Source organism: Enterobacter asburiae (assembly GCF_008080435.1).
Lineage (GTDB): Bacteria > Pseudomonadota > Gammaproteobacteria > Enterobacterales > Enterobacteriaceae > Enterobacter > Enterobacter asburiae_C.
This window is the reverse complement of the sequence record NZ_VRKN01000001.1, coordinates 443,573-468,194: the sequence shown is the minus strand read 5'-3', so window position 1 is coordinate 468,194 and position 24,622 is coordinate 443,573. Positions and strand designations below refer to the sequence as shown.

Sequence of the window (24,622 nt, the reverse complement as noted above, 5' to 3'; positions counted from 1 at the left end):
ATGGCATATAAGCTTCCCGTTTCGGTCCTGGTGGTCATTTATGCAGAAGATACGAAGCGGGTGCTGATGTTGCAGCGGCGCGATGACCCTGATTTCTGGCAGTCGGTTACCGGCAGTCTGGAAGAGGGGGAAACCGCGTCGCAGGCCGCCGCGCGCGAAGTAAAGGAAGAGGTCACCATTGATGTTGCCCGCGAGCAACTGACCCTGAAGGACTGTCAGCGCACAGTGGAGTTTGAAATTTTTAGCCATTTACGTCATCGCTACGCGCCGGGTACCGAGCGCAATACGGAATCGTGGTTCTGTCTCGCGCTCCCCCATGAACGGGAGATCGTGTTTACCGAACACCTGACCTACCGCTGGGTGAATGCGGCGGACGCCGCCGCACTGACCAAGTCGTGGAGCAACCGGCAGGCGATTGAAGAATTTGTAATTAACGCAGCCTGAGAAGGCGCGATTTTTGGAGAACTTTTTATGGCAGGTCATAGTAAGTGGGCCAACACCAAACACCGCAAAGCGGCACAGGATGCCAAGCGCGGTAAGATCTTTACCAAAATCATTCGCGAGCTGGTGACAGCAGCGCGTCTGGGCGGCGGCGATGCGGGTTCGAACCCACGTCTGCGTGCAGCGATCGATAAAGCGCTGTCTAACAACATGACGCGTGACACCCTGAACCGTGCTATCGCACGTGGCGTGGGCGGTGATGAAGACGCGAACATGGAAACCATCATTTATGAAGGTTACGGCCCTGGCGGTACTGCGGTGATGGTTGAGTGTCTGTCTGACAACCGTAACCGTACCGTTGCGGAAGTGCGCCACGCGTTCACCAAAACCGGTGGCAACCTGGGCACTGACGGTTCCGTTGCTTACCTGTTCAGCAAAAAAGGCGTCATCTCCTTCGAGAAAGGCGACGAAGACGTGATCATGGAAGCGGCGCTGGAAGCCGGTGCGGAAGACGTGGTGACCTTCGATGACGGTGCTATCGACGTTTATACCGCGTGGGAAGAGATGGGTGCCGTGCGCGACGCGCTGGAAGCAGCTGGCCTGAAAGCGGACAACGCTGAAGTGTCCATGATCCCGTCCACTAAAGCGGATATGGATGCGGAAACAGCACCAAAACTGCTGCGTCTGATCGACATGCTCGAAGACTGCGACGACGTGCAGGAAGTGTACCACAACGGTGAAATCTCTGATGAGGTTGCAGCGACTCTCTAATGAGAGCGTATAAATCCGTTACAGGAGACGCGTGATGTCGATTATTCTCGGGATTGACCCAGGCTCACGCGTCACCGGTTATGGCGTTATCCGTCAGGTGGGACGCCAGCTAACCTACCTGGGCAGCGGCTGTATTCGCACCAAAGTTGACGATCTGCCGTCGCGCCTGAAGCTCATTTATGCGGGCGTGTCGGAAATCATCACCCAGTTTCAGCCGGACTACTTCGCCATCGAGCAGGTCTTTATGGCGAAAAACGCCGATTCGGCGCTAAAGCTCGGTCAGGCGCGCGGTGTCGCCATCGTCGCTGCCGTGAACCAGGATTTGCCGGTATTCGAATATGCGGCACGTCAGGTCAAGCAGACGGTGGTGGGCATTGGTAGCGCAGAGAAAAGCCAGGTGCAGCATATGGTGCGTACCTTGTTGAAGCTTCCCGCGAACCCGCAGGCCGACGCCGCCGATGCGCTGGCCATTGCGATTACCCACTGTCACATCAGCCAGAACGCGATGCAAATGAGCGAGACGCGGCTCAATCTGGCGCGAGGCAGGTTACGATAATCAGAAATCAGGCTGGATAAACATCCAGCCTTTTTTTATTATGTCGCCAGTCAACATTTTTCCAGAACGCAGGAGCGTCACGTGATAGGCAGACTCAGAGGCATCATCATTGAAAAACAACCCCCGTTAGTGCTGCTGGAAGTGGGTGGCGTGGGCTATGAAGTCCATATGCCGATGACCTGCTTCTACGAGCTGCCGGACGCGGGCAAAGAGGCGATTGTCTTTACGCAGTTTGTGGTGCGTGAAGATGCCCAGCTGCTGTACGGCTTCAATAACAAGCAGGAACGGACCTTGTTCCGCGAGCTGATTAAAACCAACGGCGTCGGTCCGAAGCTGGCGCTGGCGATTTTATCCGGCATGTCAGCGCCACAGTTTGTGAATGCCGTTGAGCGAGAAGATCCTGCGGCGCTGATTAAGCTTCCGGGCATCGGCAAGAAAACCGCCGAGCGCCTGATTGTCGAGATGAAAGACCGCTTTAAAGGTCTGCATGGCGATCTGTTCACCCCGGCGGCCGATTTGGTACTGACCTCTCCTGGCGCCTCTGCGATGGATGATGACGCCGAGCAGGAAGCGGTTGCCGCGCTGGTGGCGCTGGGCTATAAACCTCAGGAGGCCAGCCGTATGGTGAGCAAAATTGCCAAACCGGATGCCAGCAGTGAAACCCTGATTCGTGAAGCGCTGCGCGCTGCATTGTGAGGTAAAGGATGATTGAAGCAGACCGCCTGGTATCGGCAGGCACCCTTCAGGCAGAAGACGTGGTGGATCGCGCGATCCGCCCGAAACTGCTTGATGAGTATATCGGCCAGCCGCAGGTACGTTCCCAGATGGAGATTTTCATCCAGGCGGCAAAACTGCGCGGCGATGCACTCGATCACCTGCTGATTTTTGGCCCACCGGGTTTGGGGAAAACCACGCTGGCGAATATCGTCGCTAATGAAATGGGCGTCAACCTGCGCACCACCTCCGGCCCGGTGCTGGAGAAGGCGGGCGATCTCGCTGCGATGCTGACCAACCTCGAACCGCATGATGTGCTGTTTATCGATGAGATCCACCGCCTGTCACCGGTGGTGGAGGAAGTGCTCTATCCGGCGATGGAAGATTACCAGCTGGATATCATGATCGGTGAAGGCCCGGCCGCGCGCTCCATCAAAATCGATCTGCCGCCGTTTACCCTGATTGGCGCCACAACCCGCGCCGGGTCGTTGACCTCTCCGCTGCGCGACCGTTTCGGCATCGTGCAGCGTCTTGAGTTTTACCAGGTGGCGGACCTCCAGCACATCGTTGGCCGTAGCGCCCGCTATATGGGGCTGGAAATGAGCGAAGAGGGCGCGTTTGAAGTGGCGAAGCGTTCCCGCGGTACGCCGCGTATCGCCAACCGTCTGCTGCGCCGCGTGCGTGACTTTGCCGAAGTGAAGCACGATGGCTCGATTTCCGCCGAGATCGCCGCCCAGGCGCTGGATATGCTTAACGTCGATGCCGAAGGCTTTGACTATATGGACCGTAAACTGCTGCTGGCGATTCTCGATAAGTTCTTTGGTGGCCCGGTCGGGCTGGATAACCTGGCGGCGGCAATCGGGGAAGAGCGTGAGACGATTGAAGATGTGCTGGAGCCGTATCTGATCCAGCAGGGCTTCCTGCAGCGCACCCCGCGTGGACGTATGGCAACGGTGCGGGCGTGGAATCATTTCGGCATTACGCCACCGGCAATGCCGTAAATAATGCCGGGTGGCGGCTACGCCTTACCCGGCCTACAATTTGGCCTTTGTAGCCCCGGTAAGCGAAGCGCCACCGGGGACATACACGGCTACTGTGCGGTCTTCTTCATCATACTGAAAATAAACAGCACAGCCGCACTTAGCACCACTGATGGGCCCGCTGGTGTGTCATAGAACGCCGAGAAGGTTAACCCGCCCGTTACCGCAATCATCCCCATGATAACCGCCACACCCGCCATCTGCTCCGGCGTGCGGGCAAAACGACGCGCCGTGGCGGCAGGAATGATCAGCAGCGACGTAATAATCAGCGCGCCGACAAACTTCATCGCTACACCAATCGTTAACGCCGTCACCAGCATCAGCAGCAGTTTTACGCGCTGCAGCTTCACGCCGTCGACAAATGCCAGATCCGGACTGACGGTCATTGCCAGTAAATTCCGCCACTGCCAGAGCAGAATAGCGAGCACCACCACCACGCCAATGGCGATAGCGATGAGATCCTCCGGCGTCACGGCCAGCAGGTCACCGAAGAGGTAGGCCATCAGATCCACGCGGATGTTCGACATCAGGCTGACCACCACCAGGCCCAGAGACAGGGCACTGTGCGCCATAATGCCAAGCAGCGTATCAATAGCGAGGTGGGGGCGCTTTTCCAGCCAGACCAGACCGGCGGCCAGCAGCAGCGTGACCACAATCACCGCGTAGAAGGGGTTCACATCCAGCAGCAGACCAAAGGCAACGCCCAGCAGAGACGCATGCGCCAGGGTATCGCCAAAATAGGACATCCTGCGCCAGACGACAAACGAGCCGAGTGGGCCCGCGGCGCAGGCAAGCATAATCCCGGCCAGCCAGCCGGGCAGTAACAGTTCAATCATGAGTGTCCATTTCCCCGACGCAGTACGATTCGTCCCTGTAAATCATGGCGATGATTATGATGATGGCGGTAAATGCCCAGCTGTTCAGCGCCGCGAGGGCCGAACATAGAGATAAATTCCGGGTGCATTGACACTACTTCAGGCGTACCGGAGCAGCAGATATGATGGTTGAGGCACAGCACTTCGTCGGTTTTTGCCATCACCAGATGGAGATCGTGAGACACCATCAGCACAGCGCAATCAAGCTCTCGACGTAGCTGGTCGATCAAATCATAAAGCGCAACCTGACCATTCACATCCACACCTTGAGTCGGCTCATCCAATACCAGCAGCTGCGGGCTGCTCAGCAGCGCGCGGGCAAGTAAAACCCGCTGCGTTTCACCGCCGGACAGTTTTTGCAGTGGCGCATCGATGAGATGACCCGCCTGCACGCGTTTCAGTGCCGGGAGAATATCGGCCTTCCGTGTGCCGGGGCGCAGGCGCAGAAAACGGCTGACCGTCAGCGGTAGCGTGGCGTTGAGGTGAAGTTTTTGTGGCACATAGCCAATACGCAATTTTTCCTCGCGCTTGATCACGCCTTCATCGGGGGCGACAAGACCCAGCACCACGCGCACCAGGGTGGATTTGCCTGCGCCATTGGGGCCGAGCAGCGTCAGAATTTTGCCGGGCTTCAGATCAAGCGACACGTCAGAGAGGACGCGGCGCTGGCCGAATGAGACCGAAATATTTTCAAGAGAAACCAATGTCGTCATGTCATTTTAAGCTTGAAGAAGTCAACGAATGTTATAATATCACATTCCACGCATTCACTACGATGATTAGTCGCATTATGTTACATAAAAATACGCTTCTTTTCGCAGCATTATCCGCTGCCCTTTGGGGTACAACCGCACAAGATGTTAACGCTGCGGTTGTCGCTTCGCTTAAACCACTCGGATTCATCGCGTCGGCCATTGCCGACGGGGTAACGGAAACCCAGGTTTTGCTCCCTGATGGTGCATCTGAGCATGACTATTCCCTGCGCCCGTCAGATGTAAAACGCTTACAAAACGCGGACTTAGTCGTCTGGATTGGTCCGGAAATGGAAGCGTTTATGCAGAAGTCAGCAAAACAGGTTGCTGGCGAAAAGCAGGTCGCGATTGCCGAACTCCCCGGCGTGAAACCGTTGCTCATGAAAGGGGCGGATGACGACGGCGACGAACATGACCATCATGCTGCAGACGGTGAAAAAGGTGATGGAGATCACCATCACGGCGAGTACAACATGCATCTTTGGTTATCCCCAGAGATAGCGCGGCTTTCAGCGGTTGCAATCCATGACAAATTAGTGGAACTTATGCCGCAAAGTCGAGCCAAACTAGACGCCAACCTGAAGGATTTTGAGGCACAATTAGCCGCAACCGATAAGCAGGTAGGTAATGAGCTCGCACCGCTGAAAGGTAAAGGGTATTTCGTTTTTCATGACGCCTACGGCTATTACGAAAAACATTACGGTTTGACCCCATTGGGTCACTTCACCGTCAACCCTGAAATTCAGCCTGGTGCGCAGCGTTTACATGAAATCAGAACACAGTTGGTTGAGCAAAAAGCGACATGCGTTTTTGCTGAGCCACAGTTCAGGCCAGCGGTCGTAGAAGCCGTGGCCAGGGGGACATCCGTGCGCATGGGAACCCTTGACCCGCTAGGTACGAATATCCAGTTGAGCAAAGCGAGCTATTCGCAGTTCCTCAGCCAACTGGCGAACCAGTATGCGAGCTGCCTGAAAGGAGATTAACGAGGAAGTGAATACGTGCAACAGATAGCCCGCTCTGTCGCCCTGGCATTTAACAATCTGCCTCGACCCCACCGCGTTATGCTGGGGTCGCTTACAGTACTCACCTTAGCGGTCGCCGTCTGGCGGCCCTATGTTTACCACCCGAGTTCTGCCCCTATCATCAAAACCATTGAGCTTGAAAAGAGCGAAATCCGTTCTTTGCTGCCTGAAGCCAGTGAGCCTATCGACCAGGCGGCTCAGGAAGATGAAGCCATCCCGCAGGATGAACTGGACGATAAAACCGAGAACGAAGCGGGTATCCACGAATATGTTGTGTCTACCGGGGACACGCTGAGCAGCGTGCTGAACCAGTACGGCATCGACATGGGCAATATCAGCCAGCTGGCGGCTGCGGATAAAGATCTTCGTAACCTGAAAATCGGACAACAGCTCTCCTGGACATTAACGGCGGATGGCGATCTGCAGCGTCTGACCTGGGAAATGTCCCGCCGCGAAACCCGCACCTACGATCGCACTGCAAACGGTTTCAAGATGACCAGCGAAATGCAGAAGGGTGACTGGGTTAACAGCGCTCTGAAAGGCACCGTGGGCGCGAGCTTTGTCTCCAGCGCGCGAGATGCAGGCTTGACCAGCGCTGAAATCAGCTCGGTGATCAAAGCCATGCAATGGCAGATGGATTTCCGCAAGCTGAAGAAGGGCGATGAGTTCTCCGTCCTGATGTCTCGCGAAATGCTGGACGGCAAGCGCGAGCAAAGCCAGCTGCTGGGTGTCCGTCTGCGCTCCGAGGGCAAAGATTACTACGCGATTCGTGCCGAAGACGGTAAGTTCTATGACCGCAGCGGTACGGGCCTTGCGAAAGGTTTCCTGCGCTTCCCGACGGCAAAACAGTTCCGCGTCTCCTCTAACTTTAACCCGCGTCGTCTGAACCCGGTAACCGGGCGCGTCGCGCCGCACCGTGGCGTTGACTTTGCCATGCCGCAGGGCACACCGGTGCTGGCGGTAGGGGATGGCGAAGTGGTGGTGGCCAAACGTAGCGGTGCCGCCGGATATTATGTCGCAGTACGTCATGGTCGTACTTACACGACCCGCTACATGCACCTGCGTAAGCTGCTGGTCAAACCGGGCCAGAAGGTGAAGCGTGGTGACCGTATCGCGATCTCCGGCAATACCGGACGCTCTACCGGCCCGCACCTGCACTATGAAGTGTGGATCAACCAGCAAGCAGTGAACCCGCTGACGGCGAAACTGCCGCGCACCGAAGGCCTGACAGGTAAAGATCGTACTGATTATCTGGCGCAGGTGAAAGAGGTGATGCCGCAGCTGAGCTTAAACTAAGCTCTCTGTTTTTGTTAAAAAAGCCGGCGCACACTGACGCCGGCTTTTTCTTTTGTGCGTGGACGGCTGCCTCGCTACACTATCTGAATAAAATTTTGCGTCATCAGACCCTGGATCCAGCATGGAAACCCAAAAAAACAATATTGAATACATTCCTGAGTTTGAAAAATCCTTCCGCCATCCGCGCAACTGGGGCGCGTGGCTGGGTGTTTACGCCTTTGCGGGGATGGCGTTGCTGCCTGCCTCTGTTCGCGATCCCGTTCTGGGGAAAATTGGCCGTCTGGCCGGGCGTTTAGGCAAGAGCGCCCGCCGTCGCGCGCAGATCAACCTCTACTACTGTTTTCCTGAGAAAAGCGACGCCGAGCGCGAGGCAATCATTGATGAGATGTATACCACCGCGCCGCAGGCAATGGCGATGATGGCTGAACTGGCGCTGAAAGGGCCGGATAAAATCGTCGATCGCGTTGACTGGAAAGGGCTGGACATCATCGAGGAGATGCGCCGCAATGACGAGAAAGTCATTTTCCTTGTCCCCCACGGCTGGGGTGTTGATATTCCGGCGATGCTCATGGCGTCGCAGGGGCAGAAAATGGCGGCGATGTTCCATAACCAGGGAAATAAAATCTACGATTTTGTCTGGAATACGGTGCGTCGTCGTTTTGGCGGACGTTTGCATGCCCGTAACGATGGCATTAAGCCCTTCATTCAGTCGGTACGTCAGGGGTACTGGGGCTACTATCTGCCGGATCAGGACCACGGCCCCGAGCACAGTGAGTTTGTCGATTTCTTTGCGACCTATAAAGCGACGCTCCCCGCGATTGGTCGCCTGATGAAAGTCTGTCGTGCCCGCGTGATCCCGCTATTTCCGGTCTATGACGGCAAAACACATCGCCTGAGTATTGAGGTCCGTCCGCCGATGGACGATCTGCTCACCGCGGACGACCACACCATCGCGCGTCGAATGAACGAAGAAGTAGAAATCCTGGTGGGGCCGCATGCCGAACAGTACACGTGGATTCTGAAGCTGCTTAAAACGCGGAAACCGGGTGAAACAGAGCCCTATAAACGCAAAGAGCTTTATCCGAGGAAATAAAAAAACACCCCTCACCCTGTCCCTCTCCCCATAGGGGAGAGGGGATCGCACATTTACCGTTATTATTCGACCGTGAGTACGCGCGTGGTGTTGGTTGAGCCGATGGTGCTCATCACGTCACCCTGGGTCACAATGACGATATCACCGGACACCAGATAGCCTTTGTCGCGCAGCAGGTTTACGGCATCGTGCGCGGCTGCCACACCATCATTGGTGCTGTCGAAGTGAACCGGCGTCACGCCGCGGTACAGCGCCGTCAGGTTCAGGGTACGTTCGTGACGGGACATGGCGAAGATCGGCAGACCAGAGCTGATACGAGAGGTCATCAGCGCGGTGCGGCCAGATTCGGTCATGGTGATGATGGCGGTAACGCCTTTCAGATGGTTTGCCGCGTACATCGCAGACATCGCAATCGCTTCTTCCACGTTGTCGAACTGCACATCCAGACGGTGTTTAGAGACGTTGATGCTTGGGATCTTTTCAGCGCCCAGGCAGACGCGCGCCATGGCGGCCACGGTTTCTGCCGGATACTGGCCTGCAGCGGTTTCCGCGGAGAGCATGACCGCATCGGTACCGTCCAGCACGGCGTTAGCCACGTCCATGACTTCTGCACGGGTTGGCATTGGGTTGGTGATCATAGATTCCATCATCTGAGTGGCGGTGATCACCGCGCGGTTCAGCTGACGTGCGCGACGAATCAACGCTTTCTGGATACCTACCAGCTCAGGATCGCCAATTTCCACACCCAGGTCGCCACGCGCAACCATTACCACGTCAGAGGCGAGGATCACATCGTCCATGGCATCCTGATCGCAAACGGCTTCCGCACGTTCAACTTTAGCGACAATTTTGGCATCGCAGCCAGCATCACGAGCCAGGCGACGCGCATAGTTCAGATCTTCGCCGCAGCGCGGGAAAGAGACGGCCAGGTAGTCAACGCCGATCAGCGCGGCAGTCACAATGTCCGCTTTGTCTTTATCGGTAAGCGCTTCAGCAGAGAGGCCGCCACCCAGTTTGTTGATGCCTTTATTGTTGGAGAGCGGGCCGCCGACGGTGACTTCGGTGAACACTTTCATGCCCTGAACTTCCAGCACCTTCAGCTGTACGCGACCGTCGTCGAGCAGGAGGATATCGCCAGGCACCACGTCAGCCGGCAGGCCTTTATAGTCGATCCCGACTTTCTCTTTATCGCCTTCGCCTTTGCCCAGGTTGGCATCCAGCAGGAATTTGTCGCCGATATTGAGGAAAACTTTACCCTCTTTAAAGGTCGATACGCGGATTTTTGGACCCTGCAAATCGCCGAGGATAGCAACGTGGCGGCCCAGTTTTGCTGCGATTTCACGCACTTTATCGGCACGTAATTTATGGTCTTCTGGCGTACCGTGAGAGAAGTTCATGCGCACCACGTTGGCACCAGCGGCGATAATTTTCTCAAGATTATTATCGCGATCGGTGGCCGGGCCTAAGGTGGTTACGATCTTGGTTCTGCGAAGCCTTCTGGACATGTAATACTCCGTTGACTGAAACAACTTTGGTGTTGCGTGAACATTGAATCGGTCTTCATCTGCTGCAAGGCAGCGGAGAGTGGACCGAATGCCGTAAATCGTTACATCGTAATTATTGGTTACGTCTTCGTTATCAACTATCAGGGAACATCGCTCTTTATAAGCAATTCTTTATCAAAACGCGATTCCTTCAGCGCTTCCTTGACCCGCTTCAAGTTATCCCGGAATTTTGCGCCCCGACGTAAGGTAAAACCGGTCGCCAGCACGTCAATCACGGTGAGCTGCGCCAGTCGGGAAACCATCGGCATATAAATGTCGGTGTCTTCCGGCACGTCAAGGGTGATCGCCAGCGTCGCCTCACGCGCCAGCGGCGTACCTGCCGTGGTGAGGGCAATCACCATGGCATCGTTTTCACGGGCCAGCTGTGCCAGCTCTACCTGACTCTTGGTGCGGCCGGTATGCGAAATCAGTACCACGACGTCATCTTCACTGCAATTCATACAGCTCATGCGTTGCAGCACAATGTCATCGGAATAAATAACCGGGACGTTAAAGCGGAAAAATTTGTTCATGGCGTCATGCGCCACGGCCGCCGACGACCCGAGACCAAAGAACGCAATCCGCTTGGCCTGGGTGAGTAAATCCACCGCGCGATTCACGGAACTCATGTCCAGAGACTGACGGACGTGGTCAAGCGAAGCCATAGCCGATTCAAAAATTTTCGCGGTATAGGCATCAACGCTGTCGTCTTCATCCACATTACGATTAACATAAGGGGTGCCGTTAGCCAGACTTTGTGCCAGATGCAGTTTAAAATCAGGAAAGCCGCGCGTTTCCAGGCTGCGGCAAAAGCGATTGACCGTCGGTTCGCTAACACCCGCTTCCTGTGCCAGAGCGGCGATGCTTGAATGAATCGCCTGAGCGGGAGAGGCGAGAATGACCTCGGCCACTTTTCGCTCGGATTTGCTAAGGTGTTCCAGTTGAAACTGGATTTTTTCCAGCATGTTCATGTTAACAGGATGCTCATGGGTGTAAACGATTTCATAAATTGATGAAATCGTGATTCGATTTAGCCGATATTACCCTTGTGGCTTCCATAAAGGGTAATAATCGACAAGATAATGTTGTTGTTTTTTTTCATTACTTGATCGGTGTCGGGTTTTGCTGTGACCCTGTTGCGCAAAGAAACGACGGTTGTTGCGTCATTGCGCCGTCGTAATCATCCAAAGGGTGAAAAATCGCGGTATCGCACGCGACGATAAGCGCTAATGGTTTCGGGAATGACGTAAAAGCAGTACAGTGCATTGTAATAAAATTACAACGATACCTGGCAGAAGTACCAGGTGATCCAACTGAGGAGAATGACATGGCGGTAACGCAAACAGCCCAGGCATGTGACCTGGTCATTTTCGGCGCGAAAGGCGATCTTGCACGCCGAAAATTGCTGCCTTCCCTGTATCAACTGGAGAAAGCGGGCCAAATTCATCCGGATACCCGTATCCTGGGTGTTGGGCGCGCCGACTGGGACAAGGACGCTTATACCAAAGTCGTCCGCGAGGCGCTCGAAACTTTCATGAAAGAAAAAATTGATGAAAGTTTGTGGGATACCCTGAGTGGACGCCTCGATTTCTGCAACCTGGACGTCAATGACGTCAGCGCGTTTACCCGCTTAGGCGCGATGCTGGATCAGAAAAATCGTGTCACGATTAACTATTTCGCTATGCCGCCAAGCACCTTCGGCGCCATCTGCAAAGGTCTGGGCGAAGCCAAACTGAACGCCAAACCGGCACGCGTCGTGATGGAAAAGCCGCTGGGTACGTCGCTGGCAACCTCGCGTGAAATCAACGACCAGGTGGGCGAGTTCTTTGAAGAGTGCCAGGTCTACCGTATCGACCACTATCTCGGTAAAGAGACGGTACTGAACCTGCTGGCGCTGCGTTTCGCTAACTCCCTGTTTGTGAATAACTGGGACAACCGCACTATCGACCACGTGGAAATCACCGTGGCGGAAGAGGTGGGGATTGAAGGTCGCTGGGGTTACTTTGACCAGGCCGGTCAGATGCGCGACATGATCCAGAACCACCTGCTGCAAATTCTGTGCATGATTGCCATGTCTCCACCGTCTGACCTGACGGCTGACAGCATCCGTGACGCAAAAGTGAAAGTGCTGAAGTCACTGCGCCGCATCGACCGCTCCAACGTGCGTGAGAAGACCGTTCGCGGTCAGTACACCGCCGGGTTTGCGCAAGGCAAAAAAGTGCCTGGCTACCTGGAAGAAGAGGGCGCGAACAAGTCCAGCAACACCGAGACGTTCGTGGCGATCCGCGTGGATATCGACGACTGGCGTTGGGCGGGTGTTCCTTTCTATCTGCGCACCGGTAAACGTCTGCCGGCCAAATGTTCCGAAGTGGTTGTTTACTTCAAAAATCCGGAACTGAACCTGTTCAAAGAGTCCTGGCAGGAACTGCCGCAGAACAAACTGACCATTCGTCTGCAGCCGGACGAAGGGGTGGATATCCAGATTCTGAACAAAGTGCCGGGCCTGGATCATAAACACAACCTGCAGACCACCAAGCTGGATCTGAGCTACTCCGAAACCTTCAACCAGACGCACCTGGCCGATGCTTATGAGCGTCTGCTGCTGGAAACCATGCGCGGTATCCAGGCGCTGTTCGTGCGCCGCGATGAAGTAGAAGAGGCGTGGAAATGGGTCGACTCCATCACCGAAGCCTGGGCTGCCGATCAGGATGCGCCAAAACCGTATCAGGCGGGGACCTGGGGACCGGTTGCGTCGGTTGCGATGATCACCCGCGATGGCCGCTCCTGGAACGAGTTTGAGTAAGATAATCCTCTGGCTCGAAAGTGTTATTTTACCGGTAACATGATCTAACACAGCTAGTGGCACAATTTTCAACTTTTAAGCTCCGCGTGGATTCACCCGCGGAGCTTTTTTTATTACACTGCCGGAAGTGATTTTGCCCCTGAGCTCCGGACAGCAAGCGTTTCAGCGTTGTTAACAACCGCCAGCAACTTTGTAAACTCCCGAGCCCGGACAGATAAATTAGAGGAGCTTTTATGAATCCGACATTGTTACGCGTAACACAGCGCATTATCGAGCGCTCGAAAGAGACCCGCTCGGCCTACCTCGCCCGGATTGAACAGGCAAAGAGCAACACCGTCCACCGATCTCAGCTGGCCTGCGGGAACCTGGCGCACGGCTTCGCTGCCTGCCAGCCTGATGATAAAGCGTCGCTGAAAAGCATGTTGCGTAACAATATCGCCATCATTACCTCCTATAACGATATGCTTTCCGCGCATCAGCCGTATGAGGTCTATCCCACTATCATCCGTAACGCGCTGCACAGCGTGAATGCGGTGGGCCAGGTGGCGGGCGGTGTACCTGCCATGTGCGACGGCGTGACGCAGGGGCAGGACGGTATGGAGCTGTCTTTGCTGAGCCGCGAAGTGATTGCCATGTCCGCGGCGGTTGGCCTGTCACACAACATGTTTGATGGCGCGCTGTATCTCGGGGTGTGCGATAAGATTGTCCCGGGCCTGGTGATGGCGGCACTGTCGTTTGGGCATCTGCCTGCGATCTTCGTGCCGTCCGGCCCAATGGCGAGCGGTCTGCCGAACAAAGAAAAAGTGCGTATCCGCCAGCTGTACGCGGAAGGAAAAGCAGATCGTCAGGCGCTGCTGGAGGCGGAAGCCGCGTCCTACCATGCGCCGGGGACCTGTACGTTCTACGGTACGGCTAACACTAACCAGATGGTGGTGGAATTTATGGGGATGCAGCTTCCGGGCTCGTCCTTTATCCAGCCGGATGCGCCGCTGCGCAAGGCGCTGACCGAGGCCGCAGCCCGTCAGATCACGCGTCTGACCGGCAACGGCAACGAATGGATGCCGATGGGAAAAATGGTCGACGAAAAAGTCATCGTCAACGGGATTGTTGCGCTGCTGGCAACCGGGGGGTCAACCAACCACACCATGCACCTGGTGGCCATGGCGCGTGCGGCGGGCATTCTGATTAACTGGGATGACTTCTCCGAGATCTCTTCCGTGGTGCCGCTGATGGCACGCCTGTACCCGAACGGCCCTGCGGATATCAACCACTTCCAGGCCGCAGGCGGCGTACCGCTGCTGATGCGCGAGCTGCTGAAAGGTGGTCTGCTGCATGAAGACGTGAATACCGTGGCGGGCTTTGGCCTGCAGCGCTACACCCAGGAGCCGTGGCTGAACAACGGCGAGCTGGACTGGCGTGAAGGGGCGAGCGCGTCTCTTGATGCGCAGGTGATTGCCACCATCGACAAACCGTTCTCTCCTCATGGTGGAACCAAAGTGCTGAGCGGCAACCTCGGCCGCGCGGTAATGAAGACCTCTGCCGTACCGGAAGAGAACCAGATTATCGAAGCGCCGGCGGTGGTGTTTGAAAGCCAGCACGACGTGTTACCCGCCTTTGACGCCGGTCTGCTCGATAAAGACTGCGTGGTGGTAGTGCGTCACCAGGGGCCTAAAGCTAACGGGATGCCAGAATTACATAAACTTATGCCACCACTTGGTGTATTATTGGACCGCCGTTTCAAAATTGCACTGGTGACCGATGGACGTCTCTCTGGCGCTTCAGGTAAAGTGCCTTCTGCCATCCACGTAACGCCGGAAGCCTACGACGGCGGGTTGCTGGCGAAAGTGCGCGACGGTGACATGATCCGCGTGAACGGCCAGACGGGCGAGTTAACCCTGCTGGTCGATGACGCCGAGCTGGCGGCACGTCAACCCCATATTCCTGACCTGAGCGCATCGCGCGTGGGGACCGGACGCGAAATGTTCAGCGCGCTGCGTGAGAAACTCTCCGGCGCGGAGCAGGGCGCAACCTGTATTACGTTTTAAGACGACTTGATTTTAACGATCTGGCGAGAGAAAACTCTGATGAAAAACTGGAAAACAAGTGCAGAAGCAATCCTGACCACTGGCCCTGTCGTGCCGGTTATCGTGGTAAACAAGCTGGAGCACGCTGTACCGATGGCGAAAGCGCTGGTTGCGGGTGGCGTTCGCGTTCTGGAAGTGACCCTGCGCACCGCCTGCGCGATGGATGCTATTCGCGCGATTGCCAAAGAAGTGCCGGACGCCATCATCGGTGCGGGTACCGTTCTCAACGCGCAGCAGCTGGCAGAAGTGACTGAAGCGGGCGCGCAGTTTGCCATCAGCCCGGGCCTGACCGAGCCGCTGCTGAAAGCCGCCACCGAAGGTACCATTCCACTGATCCCGGGCATCAGCACCGTCTCTGAACTGATGCTGGGTATGGACTACGGTCTGAAAGAGTTTAAATTCTTCCCGGCTGAAGCGAACGGCGGCACCAAAGCGCTGCAGGCGATTGCGGGTCCATTCTCTCAGGTACGCTTCTGCCCGACGGGCGGTATCTCTCCTGCTAACTACCGTGACTACCTGGCGCTGAAAAGCGTGCTGTGCATCGGTGGTTCATGGCTGGTTCCGGCGGATGCGCTGGAAGCGGGCGACTGGGATCGCATCACCAAACTGGCTCGTGAAGCGGTTGAAGGCGCGAAGCAGTAAGCCATTCGCCGCATGAAAAACGGGCCTTACGGCCCGTTTTTTTTATCCTGCAACCTTGACGTTTGCAGCGGCCGCTTTCGCTCTCGCCACGGCGTCGTCAACGTTATTCCCGGAGGCTAACGCCACGCCAAGACGGCGGGTTCCGTCGATCTCCGGCTTGCCGAACAAACGTACCTGCAATCCTGCACCCACCGCCCCGTCGACGTTATCAAACGTGACGTTCTGGCTGGTTAACTGCGGCAGGATCACCGCTGAGGCGGCCGGACCGTACTGACGGACACCGCCGACGGGCAGGCCGAGGAACGCGCGCACGTGCAGGGCGAACTCGGAGAGATCCTGCGAAATCAGCGTGACCATGCCGGTGTCATGCGGGCGAGGGGAGACTTCGCTGAAAATCACCTCATCACCGCACACAAACAGCTCCACGCCGAACAGGCCATAGCCACCCAGCGCCAGGACGGTTTTACGGGCGATCGCCTGAGCACGCTCCAGCGCCAGGGCGCTCATCTGCTGCGGCTGCCAGGATTCGCGGTAATCGCCATCTTCCTGGCGGTGCCCAATTGGGTCGCAGAAATGGACGCCGTCAACGGCGCTGACGGTCAGCAGGGTGATTTCGAAATCAAACTTCACGACGCCTTCGACAATCACGCGACCGGCTCCGGCACGGCCACCCTGTTGGGCGTAGTCCCATGCTTTATCGAGCGCGCTGCTGTCGCGAATAAAGCTCTGTCCTTTTCCGGAGGAGCTCATCACCGGCTTAACGATGCACGGGTAGCCAATCTCCTCGACGGCCTGCTGGAATGCGGCTTTATCGCCAGCAAAACGGTAGCCCGATGTGGGCAATCCCAGCTCTTCCGCCGCCAGGCGACGAATGCCTTCGCGGTTCATGGTCAGCTTTGCGGCTTTCGCGCAGGGCACCACGCGCTGGCCTTCCTGCTCCAGGGCGATCAGCGTATCGGTGGCGATGGCTTCAATTTCCGGTACGACAAAATCGGGTTTCTCGCGCGTAATCAGTTCGCGAAGGGCATCGCCATCCAGCATGTTAATCACATAAGAACGATGGGCGACGTGCATGGCGGGTGCGTCGGCGTAACGGTCTACGGCAATGACTTCCACACCTAAACGTTGACACTCAATGGCGACCTCTTTCCCCAGCTCGCCCGATCCCAACAGCATCACTCGCGTCGCCGCAGGTCGCAGCGCGGTTCCTAAACGAATCATAACAATCCCCCTAAAAAAGTTGCGCGCAGTATAAACGAAAACGTTTGCGTCTGTCTTGTGCATGGCTAAACGAGGGGGCAGAAATTTGCGCTTCTTTAGCCCGACCAGACATTTCCTGACGCCCGCTCGCTTACGCTGTGGAACATGTTCACCGTTAAGTGAGGGAAACCATGTCTGGCTGGTTAAATCAACTGCAATCCCTGTTAGGGCAGAAAACATCGTCTGGCGAGCGGGACCTTAGCAAACTGCTGGTACCCGGGGCGCTCGGCGGGCTGGCAGGCCTGCTGGTCGCGAATAAATCCTCGCGCAAGCTGCTGGCAAAGTATGGCACAGGCGCGCTGCTGGCCGGCGGTGGCGCCATCGCGGGCACCGTGCTGTGGAATAAATACAAGGACAGAGTACGGACCGCGCACAGCGATGAACCGCATTATGGCGAGCACACCTCGCCGCTGGATCTGCGTACCGAACGGCTCATTCTTGCGCTGGTTTTTGCCGCGAAGAGTGACGGGCATATCGACGAAAAAGAACGATTGGCGATCGAGCAGCAGCTGCGCGAAGCCGGTGTCGAAGAGAAGGGGAGAGCGCTGGTGGCACAGGCGATAGAACAGCCGCTCGAGCCGCAGCGTCTTGCGCAAAGTGTGAAAAATGAGGAGGAGGCGCTGGAGCTCTATTTCCTCAGCTGTGCCGCCATCGATATCGATCATTTTATGGAGCGGAGCTACCTTAACGCCCTGGGCGATGCGTTAAAGATCCCTCAGGACGTGCGCGAGGGCATTGAGCGGGATATCCGGGAACAAAAACAGGTATTACAGGGATAGGCGTCGCCGTCGCGACGCTGTTTCGCTTGCATCATGCGTGGGTTTTGCCAACCTTATAGGGTGTAAAACTTAAAAGAATGATGACATGCCACCGAAAGCCCGACGTATACCTTATGCGATCACCACGCATGGTGATACGCGTATAGACAACTATTACTGGCTGCGGGACGATTCACGCTCCCGGCCAGAGGTACTCGACTACCTGCACGAGGAAAACGACTATGGCCGCAAGGTCATGTCCAGCCAGCAGACGCTTCAGAACCAGCTGCTGAATGAAATGGTGCAGCGTATTCCTCAGCGCGATATCTCCGCGCCCTGGACCAAAAACGGCTATCGCTATCGCCATATTTACGAGCCCGGCAATGAGTATCCTATCTACCAGCGTCAGTCGGTGTTAAGCGCCGAATGGGATGAGTGGGATATTCTGCTGGATGCCAACCAGCGCGCCGCCCACAGCGAGTTTTATACCCTGGGCGGCATGTCCATTTCGCCTGACAACGCGGTGATGGCGCTGGCGGAGGATTATCTCTCCCGTCGCCAGTACGGCCTGCGGTTTCGCAATCTGGACACCGGCAACTGGTATCCGGAAATGCTGGAAAACGTCTCCCCGGATTTTGTCTGGGCGAATGACTCCGAGACGGTTTACTACGTCAAAAAGCACGCGTCGACGCTGCTGCCTTATCAGGTGTGGCGACATACGGTGGGAACGGACTCCGCTGACGACGAGCTGGTTTATGAAGAGAAAGACGAAACGTTTTATGTCAGCCTGCATAAAACCTCCTCACGCCACTATGTGATTATCGTCCTTGCCAGCGCGACGACGTCGGAAGTTCTGCTGCTGGATGCCGAACTGCCTGATGCCCAGCCGCTTTGTTTCCTGCCGCGCCGCAAGGATCACGAGTACAGCCTGGATCACTTCCAGCACAGCTTTTATTTGCGCTCCAATCGCGAGGGCAAAAATTTTGGTCTCTATAAAACCAAAGTGCGCGATGAGCGCAAGTGGGAAGTGCTTATCCCCGCGCGGGATCAGGTGATGCTGGAAGGGTTCACCCTGTTTACCGACTGGCTGGTGGTGGAAGAGCGTCAGCGCGGGCTGACCAGTATCCGGCAAATCAACCGTAAAACCCGGGAAGTGGTGGGGATTGCGTTCGACGACCCGGCCTATGTGACGTGGATTGGTTTCAACCCTGAACCCGAATCGTCGCGGTTGCGCTACGGCTACTCATCCATGACCACACCGGACACCCTGTTTGAGCTGGATATGGATACCGGGCAGCGCCAGGTGATTAAACAGACCGAGGTAAAAGGGTTTGAGTCGGAAAACTACCGCAGCGAGCACCTGTGGGTCACCGCCCGTGATGGCGTGGAGGTACCGGTCTCTCTCGTTTACCATCGGGCACATTTCCATAAAGGCAAAAATCCGATCCTGGTGTACGGCTACGGCTCGTACGGCTCAAGCATGGACGCCGATTTTAGCAGCAGCCGGTTAAGCCTGCTCGATCGCGGTTTTGTTTACGCCATCGCCCATATTCGCGGCGGCGGTGAACTGGGACAGCACTGGTATGAAGACGGGAAATTCCTGAAAAAGAAAAACACCTTCAATGACTACCTCGACGTCTGCGATGCGCTGATTGAGCAGGGCTACGGGGATCCGCAGCTTTGCTTTGGGATGGGTGGCAGCGCGGGCGGAATGCTGATGGGGGCGGCGATCAACCAGCGTCCCGACCGCTTTAAGGGGATTGTCGCGCAGGTTCCGTTTGTCGACGTGGTCACGACCATGCTTGATGAATCCATTCCTCTTACCACCGGGGAGTTTGAAGAGTGGGGGAATCCGCAGGATGAGATGTACTACCGCTATATGAAGGCGTACAGCCCGTACGATAACGTGGAAGCGAAAGCCTACCCGCATATGCTGGTCACCACCGGTTTGCATGATTCTCAGGTGCAATACTGGGAGCCGGCAAAATGGGTGGCAAAACTGCGGGAGCTGAAAACCGATGACAATCTTCTGCTGCTGTGTACCGACATGGATTCCGGACACGGGGGGAAATCAGGACGATTTAAATCGTACGAAGGGGTTGCCCTGGAATATGCCTTTTTAATAGGCCTGGCGCAGGAAACGCTGCCAGGCCGTGCGGAGCGTTAAGCGTCACCCAGATAATGTTTCAGCGTTAAGCGCAGTTCCGGGCTCATTCTGTCGAGGTTGTTGTACAGCCAGCGCAAATAGCCCGGGTCTTTATCCGCCACCTCGGATACCGGTTTCCCGCGATATTTACCAAAGGTAAATGTGGTCAGTAGCGCAGGGCGTCCGGTGATTGTCGCCATATCATCCGGCGTCCAGCCAGAGGCATTCATGATGTCAATCAGCAAGGCGGCGGTGATATAGCAGTCGTACAGGGCACGGTGATGGTGCAGTCCCTCTGGCGTTCTGACGCTGAGCTTACGGGATTTATACAGCGCCATATTGCTGTATTTGATCCCCGGCCACAGTCGGCGCGCCAGTTTCATGGTGCAAATCCATTCGCCCGGCATTTCAGGTAACACCCGGCGGTCAAAACTGGCGTTATGCGCGACGTACCATGGGCTACCGTAGTAATGGGGAATGATCTCTTCGATCCACGGCTTATCCGCCACCATCGATTCGGTAATGCGATGGATAGCCATCGCCTGAGGGCTGATGGGGCGATCGGGACGCACCAGATGGCTCATTGGGTTGACGATTTTACCATCAACCACGTCGACAGAGGCCACTTCTACAATTCCGCCCTGAAGGTCGCAAGTTTCGGTATCGATGACGCGCAGCATTGAAAACTCCTGAGCTTAAAACGCCTAGCCTAAAGGAATGATATCGCCTTGCCAACCCTCTCCGCCTAGCGTACCGGTCACCAGAAGCTCGCCCTTATCCGCACGTACGATCAGCTGGCCTTTTTCATCCCACAGCGCGCTACCGCCGCAGGCGTTTGCCATTAGCACCGCAATGGCATATTTATGCGCGAAGCGCTGCAGGGTGCTGATGGACTGCCGCCAGCGGTTATCCCTTACTGACTGGCAGCTGGTAACAAGCGTTGCCCTGGGATCGAGATTGGGGGAATCGGCATGCGCATCAATGATGGTAAGGTGTTTATCCCCCGGCACCAGGCTGGCACCGCGACCTTGCGGGTAGCGCAGGATGCGGTGGCGAGCGGGCGTAAACAGCGCGAGGCCTTTCTGGCGCTGACCATTCCGCTCCAGGGGAATTCCGGCAATAACGGTAATCTGGTAAAAATGTGCCGCGTTAAGCAGCGGTTCCAGCTGCGCGTCATCGGGTGGGGGAGGTAACGTCGGTGCGCCTGAGCCCGTTAATGAGAGTTCAGGGAAGACCAGCAAATCACACCGCTGCCGTGCTGCTTCGGCGATGAAGCGCAGGTGGTGCGTAACATGGTCATCCACGCTCTGGTGCTGACCGCTATACTGGGCTGCCGCTATATTCCAATGTGACATCGTGACTTCCTTATACACTGAGTCGCAGAGATTTAAGAATACACCTAAATTTATCAGGGTTTTCTTATCCTGCCAGATTCCGCGTAAGGAAGTGTAACGACTCGTTAAGCTTATTTAACTTTAGGCTCGTACGGTAAACGGGAGAGGTTAACCGAGGCGAGACGGTGGGCAATTAATCTTTCGCGAAACCAGTCGCGCAGATGGGCGGGTTGTTCCCGTTCAACGACTTCAGCCACGATGGGCATGTTGTAACGCTCTTTGAACGCGACGCCAGCGGCAGCGAGATCGACATTCACTTTATCCATCTCGTCCTGCGGAAGGGCGGCCAGATTGATCTTCATTACCTTCTCCTTTTTATGCGGCGGCAACGTTACCGCGATTGCACGATGATGACAAGCGGAGGCAGGATGATCCTCGACTCGTTTATTATACAGCGTTATTCTTTAGCATACAGACATAACAAAAAGGAATGATTGCGATGGGTTTCTCCGCTTCCCGCGCGGTATGCGCACTGGTTTTTGTGGCCTCGACAATGATGACGCCCTCCGTGCTGGCACATGCACATCTTAAACAGCAAATCCCGGCAGCAGACAGCGTGGTGACCGCACCGCAGGTACTTACGCTGAATTTTTCGGAAGGTATCGAACCTGGTTTTAGCGGCGTGGTGGTAACGGATGCGCAAAAGCAGGTCATCAAAACGGGGACCGCTACGCGAGACGAAAAGAATAAAGCTCAGCTCACCGTTCCGCTGGAACAAACGCTGGCGTCAGGGACTTACCAGGTGGACTGGCATGTAGTCTCCGTAGACGGCCATAAAACCAAAGGCAGCTATCACTTTAGCGTGAAATAGCATGCTGGCGCTGTGTTATATCGGGTTACGCTTTATCCATTTCGGGGCGCTAATGCTGGTTTTTGGCAATGCGCTTTACAGCGTCTGGTTTGCGCCTTCCTCTCTCCAGCGTCTGATGTCACGACGTTTCCAGTCGCAGCAGAAAGTGGCGGCCTTAGTGAGCCTGGCGGCAGCGTTCCTGATGTTTATGCTGCAGGGCGGATTGATGGGTAACGGCTGGGGAGATGTGTTTGCCCCGCAGGTCTGGTACAGCGTGATGGGGACCCGGTTTGGTGGCGTCTGGCTGTGGCAAATTATTCTCGCTGCGATGACGGTCGGTGCGGCATGGCTTGCGCCGCTGAAAGGTTCGCGGCTGCTGCTGCTCGCAATGGGCCAGCTTATCCTGCTGGCTGGGGTAGGGCACGCGGCGATGAACGACGGTCCGATGGGGGCGTTGCAGCGTCTTAATTATGCCGTTCACCTGATATGTGCCGCAACCTGGTTTGGCGGATTACTGCCCCTGCTGTTCTGCATGCGCCTGGCGAAAGGGCGGTGGCAGAATGCCGCCATCTTTACCATGATGCGCTTCTCGCGCGTGGGGCATTACGCCGTCGCGGGCGTGCTGCTCACCGGCGTGATAAATGCGCTCATGATACTGGGCGTTCATATTCCCTGGCAGGCTGGCTACGTGCAGTTTTTGTTGTTCAAATGTGCGCTGGTGGCGTTGATGGTGGTAATTGCGCTGGCAAATCGGTATTTTCTGGTGCCACGGTTTCGTCCGGAGACCGGGCGAGCACAACAGATTTTTATCAGGATGACACAGGCAGAAGTGGTGCTGGGAGCGCTGGTACTGGCAACGGTCAGTCTGTTCGCCACCTGGGAACCCTTCTGACAAGGTTAAATATCATATGAAAAAGACAGTACTTTCTCTCATATTGCTGGCCTGCACGGGGAGCGCGCTTGCCGCGCCGCAGGTTATCACCGTTAGCCGTTTTGAAGTGGGTAAGGACAAATGGGCTTTCAATCGCGAAGAGGTAATGCTGACCTGCCGTCCGGGTCATGCGCTGTATGCGATCAACCCGAGCACGCTGGTGCAATACCCGTTAAATGAAACCGCAGAGCAGCAGGTAGCCAGCGGTAAGAGCAGCGGCCAGCCGATTAGCATTATTCAGATCGATGACCCGGCGCATCCGGGACAAAAAATGAGTCTGGCACCGTTTATCGAGCGCGCCGACAAGCTCTGCTAACGTTCAGCTTTCCAATAAAAAACCGCAGATGCTTGCGTAAGCACTGCGGTTTTTCACATTTAATGATGCTCTGGCGCTTTTTTTCCGACCGCTTTAGCTGTGGACTGGAAAACCTGGCGTCGTCATCTATTCTTAAAAGGCAAGGCGACTTAGCCTGCATTAATGCCAACTTTTAGCGCACGGCTCTCTCCCAAGAGCCATTTCCCTGGACCGAATACAGGAATCGTATTCGGTCTCTTTTTATCTGTATGTTTTTCAAAGCGTTGTTCGGTGTTGACTCGAAATCACCCGAAACTTTCTCGAACATTCCATATCCTGTCTAAACCATAACATACTCAGGACCGCGTGCGTCCAGGGTTTTTTGGGATCTTTGTTAAAATTTTGTGGCCGAGCGATCGCTGAGCAAACGTCTTCTGGCGAGCAAAAGGGCAGCCCGTAAGTTAAATAATGAACGCGCTGAATTTGTCTTTATTGCGGACAATGTACTCCGGGAAGTTTTCAACCGTCAGCTCTTGCCTGATTAACGTCCTGTCGCGTCCCCAGATATCTTCCGCATTTTTAATGACCTTCATGATGTGTTCCGGGTTGTTAAACTCAGGAAGATCATATTCAGTATGGGAAATGGTAGACATTTTTTCTGAGATGCGCTCAGGTGTCATCACCCATGAGAAATGCCAGCCACCATTTTCAATGATGCTGTTGTTAACCTTGAACCAGTTCCATTTTAGCCAGGACCAGTTTTTGACGCTTCGGGTGCGTTTAAGATTCCTGAATGATTCAGGTTCACCGCCAAAGAAATTAACGAGATTTTTATATTGGGTAGCTCTCGGTAATTTACATTTTCTTGGCGTGTTGTCAGTATTAAAAACCTGCAGGTTAAACTGATAATTATAGAAATTCTGATAAATAGTGGTGCAGAGCTTTTTGGGATTTATCGATGCTACCACCCGAGGGGAAAATATCTCATCCACATCGGAAATTAAAATCAAATCATCATCGCTGGCCTGCGTCAAACCCTGCATGATAGCATTCCTCTGCGCGGCTTCATTTGCCCACGCATCCACCACCATACCGTCTGGCAGCCCCGGAATGACCTCTCGAACCGGATGTGATTCTTCAGCGGCTTTCGTAATCGGTTCTTTATCATGAACAACGTAGATAATTTTATCTTTAAATTGACTGTATTTATTTACGTCAAAATGCAGCTGCCTCTTTTTACCGGTAAAGGTATGCGTTGACTCAACGATAACGAAGCGATCGACAACGTCCGCTAGCGTATTCAGCCTGATTTCGAGAAGCATATCTTCATCGTAATATAAGAAGCAGTCATAGATCATTACCGAATTCCCTCATTTTTGCGCCCGCATTGCGCTTTTCCCAACGCATTCGTCAGT

At 55.4% G+C, this 24,622-nt stretch carries 25 protein-coding genes; 16 read left to right on the top strand and 9 right to left on the bottom strand.

Annotated features, from left to right (window positions below; translation table 11 throughout):
- From nudB to ruvB, 5 genes are all read left to right on the top strand, one after another.
- Nucleotides 1-444, top strand: coding sequence for a dihydroneopterin triphosphate diphosphatase (gene nudB, locus FU672_RS02180; protein ID WP_033145850.1), 444 nt, complete (start codon nt 1-3; stop codon nt 442-444).
- A 27-nt stretch (nt 445-471) separates the two neighbouring features.
- Nucleotides 472-1,212, top strand: coding sequence for a YebC/PmpR family DNA-binding transcriptional regulator (locus FU672_RS02175; protein ID WP_040075122.1), 741 nt, complete (start codon nt 472-474; stop codon nt 1,210-1,212).
- Between the two features lie 34 nt (nt 1,213-1,246).
- Nucleotides 1,247-1,768 (top strand): crossover junction endodeoxyribonuclease RuvC, encoded by a 522-nt coding sequence (ruvC, locus tag FU672_RS02170; RefSeq protein ID WP_148241967.1) that lies wholly within the window; start codon nt 1,247-1,249, stop codon nt 1,766-1,768.
- Nucleotides 1,769-1,849: 81 nt separating this feature from the next.
- Nucleotides 1,850-2,464 carry a Holliday junction branch migration protein RuvA gene (ruvA, locus tag FU672_RS02165; RefSeq protein WP_148241966.1) on the top strand — a complete coding sequence of 205 codons (615 nt, stop codon included), beginning with the start codon at nt 1,850-1,852 and terminating at the stop codon, nt 2,462-2,464.
- A gap of 8 nt (nt 2,465-2,472) precedes the next feature.
- Entirely contained in the window at nt 2,473-3,483 is a 1,011-nt protein-coding gene (ruvB, locus tag FU672_RS02160) for a Holliday junction branch migration DNA helicase RuvB (RefSeq protein WP_148241965.1), read from the top strand.
- An 89-nt stretch (nt 3,484-3,572) separates the two neighbouring features.
- Here the strand turns inward: ruvB and znuB are convergent, their stop codons facing one another.
- On the bottom strand, nt 3,573-4,358 hold the full coding sequence (znuB, locus tag FU672_RS02155) for a zinc ABC transporter permease subunit ZnuB (protein WP_148241964.1): 786 nt from the start codon (nt 4,356-4,358) through the stop codon (nt 3,573-3,575).
- Nucleotides 4,355-5,110, bottom strand: a complete 756-nt coding sequence (gene znuC / locus FU672_RS02150; protein WP_148241963.1) for a zinc ABC transporter ATP-binding protein ZnuC — start codon at nt 5,108-5,110, stop codon at nt 4,355-4,357. Before znuC ends, znuB begins: the two co-directional genes overlap by 4 nt.
- A gap of 77 nt (nt 5,111-5,187) precedes the next feature.
- Between znuC and znuA the strand changes: the two genes are divergently transcribed.
- From znuA to lpxM, 3 genes are all read left to right on the top strand, one after another.
- Nucleotides 5,188-6,132, top strand: a complete 945-nt coding sequence (gene znuA, locus FU672_RS02145; RefSeq protein WP_063143730.1) for a zinc ABC transporter substrate-binding protein ZnuA — start codon at nt 5,188-5,190, stop codon at nt 6,130-6,132.
- A 15-nt stretch (nt 6,133-6,147) separates the two neighbouring features.
- Complete coding sequence (mepM, locus tag FU672_RS02140; protein WP_148241962.1) at nt 6,148-7,467, top strand: murein DD-endopeptidase MepM; 1,320 nt, start codon at nt 6,148-6,150, stop codon at nt 7,465-7,467.
- A 121-nt stretch (nt 7,468-7,588) separates the two neighbouring features.
- Nucleotides 7,589-8,560: a lauroyl-Kdo(2)-lipid IV(A) myristoyltransferase gene (gene lpxM, locus FU672_RS02135; RefSeq protein WP_148241961.1), complete on the top strand. Its 972-nt coding sequence runs from the start codon at nt 7,589-7,591 to the stop codon at nt 8,558-8,560.
- 62 nt (nt 8,561-8,622) lie between these two features.
- On the opposite strand, the gene pyk is transcribed toward lpxM, so the two are convergent.
- The gene (pyk, locus tag FU672_RS02130; RefSeq protein ID WP_020883399.1) at nt 8,623-10,065 is read right to left on the bottom strand and encodes a pyruvate kinase; all 1,443 of its coding nucleotides are present in this window, start codon (nt 10,063-10,065) and stop codon (nt 8,623-8,625) included.
- Between the two features lie 140 nt (nt 10,066-10,205).
- Nucleotides 10,206-11,075 (bottom strand): MurR/RpiR family transcriptional regulator, encoded by an 870-nt coding sequence (locus FU672_RS02125; protein WP_023312229.1) that lies wholly within the window; start codon nt 11,073-11,075, stop codon nt 10,206-10,208.
- 356 nt (nt 11,076-11,431) lie between these two features.
- Between FU672_RS02125 and zwf the strand changes: the two genes are divergently transcribed.
- The 3 genes from zwf to kdgA all read left to right on the top strand — a co-directional run bounded on the left by zwf (nt 11,432) and on the right by kdgA (nt 15,633).
- Nucleotides 11,432-12,907 (top strand): glucose-6-phosphate dehydrogenase, encoded by a 1,476-nt coding sequence (gene zwf / locus FU672_RS02120; RefSeq protein ID WP_023312228.1) that lies wholly within the window; start codon nt 11,432-11,434, stop codon nt 12,905-12,907.
- A gap of 233 nt (nt 12,908-13,140) precedes the next feature.
- Nucleotides 13,141-14,952, top strand: coding sequence for a phosphogluconate dehydratase (gene edd / locus FU672_RS02115; RefSeq protein ID WP_148241960.1), 1,812 nt, complete (start codon nt 13,141-13,143; stop codon nt 14,950-14,952).
- Between the two features lie 39 nt (nt 14,953-14,991).
- Nucleotides 14,992-15,633, top strand: coding sequence for a bifunctional 4-hydroxy-2-oxoglutarate aldolase/2-dehydro-3-deoxy-phosphogluconate aldolase (kdgA, locus tag FU672_RS02110; protein WP_014884307.1), 642 nt, complete (start codon nt 14,992-14,994; stop codon nt 15,631-15,633).
- Nucleotides 15,634-15,675: 42 nt separating this feature from the next.
- Here the strand turns inward: kdgA and purT are convergent, their stop codons facing one another.
- Nucleotides 15,676-16,854: a formate-dependent phosphoribosylglycinamide formyltransferase gene (gene purT / locus FU672_RS02105; RefSeq protein WP_148241959.1), complete on the bottom strand. Its 1,179-nt coding sequence runs from the start codon at nt 16,852-16,854 to the stop codon at nt 15,676-15,678.
- A gap of 170 nt (nt 16,855-17,024) precedes the next feature.
- Between purT and FU672_RS02100 the strand changes: the two genes are divergently transcribed.
- On the top strand, nt 17,025-17,672 hold the full coding sequence (locus FU672_RS02100; RefSeq protein WP_148241958.1) for a tellurite resistance TerB family protein: 648 nt from the start codon (nt 17,025-17,027) through the stop codon (nt 17,670-17,672).
- 85 nt (nt 17,673-17,757) lie between these two features.
- Entirely contained in the window at nt 17,758-19,818 is a 2,061-nt protein-coding gene (gene ptrB, locus FU672_RS02095; protein WP_148241957.1) for an oligopeptidase B, read from the top strand.
- On the opposite strand, the gene exoX is transcribed toward ptrB, so the two are convergent.
- From exoX to FU672_RS02080, 3 genes are all read right to left on the bottom strand, one after another.
- The gene (gene exoX / locus FU672_RS02090; RefSeq protein WP_148241956.1) at nt 19,815-20,477 is read right to left on the bottom strand and encodes an exodeoxyribonuclease X; all 663 of its coding nucleotides are present in this window, start codon (nt 20,475-20,477) and stop codon (nt 19,815-19,817) included. The two genes, ptrB and exoX, sit on opposite strands and share 4 nt — an antisense overlap.
- Before the next feature lie 24 nt (nt 20,478-20,501).
- A complete protein-coding gene (locus tag FU672_RS02085) occupies nt 20,502-21,152 on the bottom strand; it encodes a carbon-nitrogen hydrolase family protein (RefSeq protein WP_148241955.1) in 651 nt (216 codons plus the stop codon).
- Nucleotides 21,153-21,262: 110 nt separating this feature from the next.
- Nucleotides 21,263-21,493, bottom strand: a complete 231-nt coding sequence (locus FU672_RS02080; RefSeq protein ID WP_013096102.1) for a DNA polymerase III subunit theta — start codon at nt 21,491-21,493, stop codon at nt 21,263-21,265.
- A 137-nt stretch (nt 21,494-21,630) separates the two neighbouring features.
- Between FU672_RS02080 and yobA the strand changes: the two genes are divergently transcribed.
- From yobA to FU672_RS02065, 3 genes are read left to right on the top strand one after another with little or no spacing between them, the layout of a single operon-like run.
- On the top strand, nt 21,631-22,002 hold the full coding sequence (gene yobA, locus FU672_RS02075; protein ID WP_148241954.1) for a CopC domain-containing protein YobA: 372 nt from the start codon (nt 21,631-21,633) through the stop codon (nt 22,000-22,002).
- A gap of 1 nt (nt 22,003) precedes the next feature.
- Nucleotides 22,004-22,873 carry a copper homeostasis membrane protein CopD gene (gene copD / locus FU672_RS02070; protein WP_148241953.1) on the top strand — a complete coding sequence of 290 codons (870 nt, stop codon included), beginning with the start codon at nt 22,004-22,006 and terminating at the stop codon, nt 22,871-22,873.
- A 16-nt stretch (nt 22,874-22,889) separates the two neighbouring features.
- On the top strand, nt 22,890-23,228 hold the full coding sequence (locus tag FU672_RS02065; RefSeq protein ID WP_148241952.1) for a YebY family protein: 339 nt from the start codon (nt 22,890-22,892) through the stop codon (nt 23,226-23,228).
- Between the two features lie 440 nt (nt 23,229-23,668).
- Here the strand turns inward: FU672_RS02065 and FU672_RS02060 are convergent, their stop codons facing one another.
- Nucleotides 23,669-24,565: a glycosyltransferase family 17 protein gene (locus FU672_RS02060; RefSeq protein WP_148241951.1), complete on the bottom strand. Its 897-nt coding sequence runs from the start codon at nt 24,563-24,565 to the stop codon at nt 23,669-23,671.
- Nucleotides 24,566-24,622: the final 57 nt, after the last annotated feature.

Coding starts and splice junctions, on each gene's coding strand:
- FU672_RS02080 (WP_013096102.1), bottom strand. CDS start 21,493: ATGAAGATCAATCTGGCCGCCCTTCCGCAGGACGAGATGGATAAAGTG.
- kdgA (WP_014884307.1), top strand. CDS start 14,992: ATGAAAAACTGGAAAACAAGTGCAGAAGCAATCCTGACCACTGGCCCT.
- nudB (WP_033145850.1), top strand. CDS start 1: ATGGCATATAAGCTTCCCGTTTCGGTCCTGGTGGTCATTTATGCAGAA.
- copD (WP_148241953.1), top strand. CDS start 22,004: ATGCTGGCGCTGTGTTATATCGGGTTACGCTTTATCCATTTCGGGGCG.
- purT (WP_148241959.1), bottom strand. CDS start 16,854: ATGATTCGTTTAGGAACCGCGCTGCGACCTGCGGCGACGCGAGTGATG.
- znuC (WP_148241963.1), bottom strand. CDS start 5,110: ATGACGACATTGGTTTCTCTTGAAAATATTTCGGTCTCATTCGGCCAG.
- FU672_RS02100 (WP_148241958.1), top strand. CDS start 17,025: ATGTCTGGCTGGTTAAATCAACTGCAATCCCTGTTAGGGCAGAAAACA.
- exoX (WP_148241956.1), bottom strand. CDS start 20,477: ATGCTGCGCGTCATCGATACCGAAACTTGCGACCTTCAGGGCGGAATT.
- lpxM (WP_148241961.1), top strand. CDS start 7,589: ATGGAAACCCAAAAAAACAATATTGAATACATTCCTGAGTTTGAAAAA.
- FU672_RS02085 (WP_148241955.1), bottom strand. CDS start 21,152: ATGTCACATTGGAATATAGCGGCAGCCCAGTATAGCGGTCAGCACCAG.
- ptrB (WP_148241957.1), top strand. CDS start 17,758: ATGCCACCGAAAGCCCGACGTATACCTTATGCGATCACCACGCATGGT.
- znuA (WP_063143730.1), top strand. CDS start 5,188: ATGTTACATAAAAATACGCTTCTTTTCGCAGCATTATCCGCTGCCCTT.
- ruvB (WP_148241965.1), top strand. CDS start 2,473: ATGATTGAAGCAGACCGCCTGGTATCGGCAGGCACCCTTCAGGCAGAA.
- FU672_RS02065 (WP_148241952.1), top strand. CDS start 22,890: ATGAAAAAGACAGTACTTTCTCTCATATTGCTGGCCTGCACGGGGAGC.
- zwf (WP_023312228.1), top strand. CDS start 11,432: ATGGCGGTAACGCAAACAGCCCAGGCATGTGACCTGGTCATTTTCGGC.
- FU672_RS02060 (WP_148241951.1), bottom strand. CDS start 24,565: ATGATCTATGACTGCTTCTTATATTACGATGAAGATATGCTTCTCGAA.
- FU672_RS02175 (WP_040075122.1), top strand. CDS start 472: ATGGCAGGTCATAGTAAGTGGGCCAACACCAAACACCGCAAAGCGGCA.
- FU672_RS02125 (WP_023312229.1), bottom strand. CDS start 11,075: ATGAACATGCTGGAAAAAATCCAGTTTCAACTGGAACACCTTAGCAAA.
- znuB (WP_148241964.1), bottom strand. CDS start 4,358: ATGATTGAACTGTTACTGCCCGGCTGGCTGGCCGGGATTATGCTTGCC.
- ruvC (WP_148241967.1), top strand. CDS start 1,247: ATGTCGATTATTCTCGGGATTGACCCAGGCTCACGCGTCACCGGTTAT.
- edd (WP_148241960.1), top strand. CDS start 13,141: ATGAATCCGACATTGTTACGCGTAACACAGCGCATTATCGAGCGCTCG.
- yobA (WP_148241954.1), top strand. CDS start 21,631: ATGGGTTTCTCCGCTTCCCGCGCGGTATGCGCACTGGTTTTTGTGGCC.
- pyk (WP_020883399.1), bottom strand. CDS start 10,065: ATGTCCAGAAGGCTTCGCAGAACCAAGATCGTAACCACCTTAGGCCCG.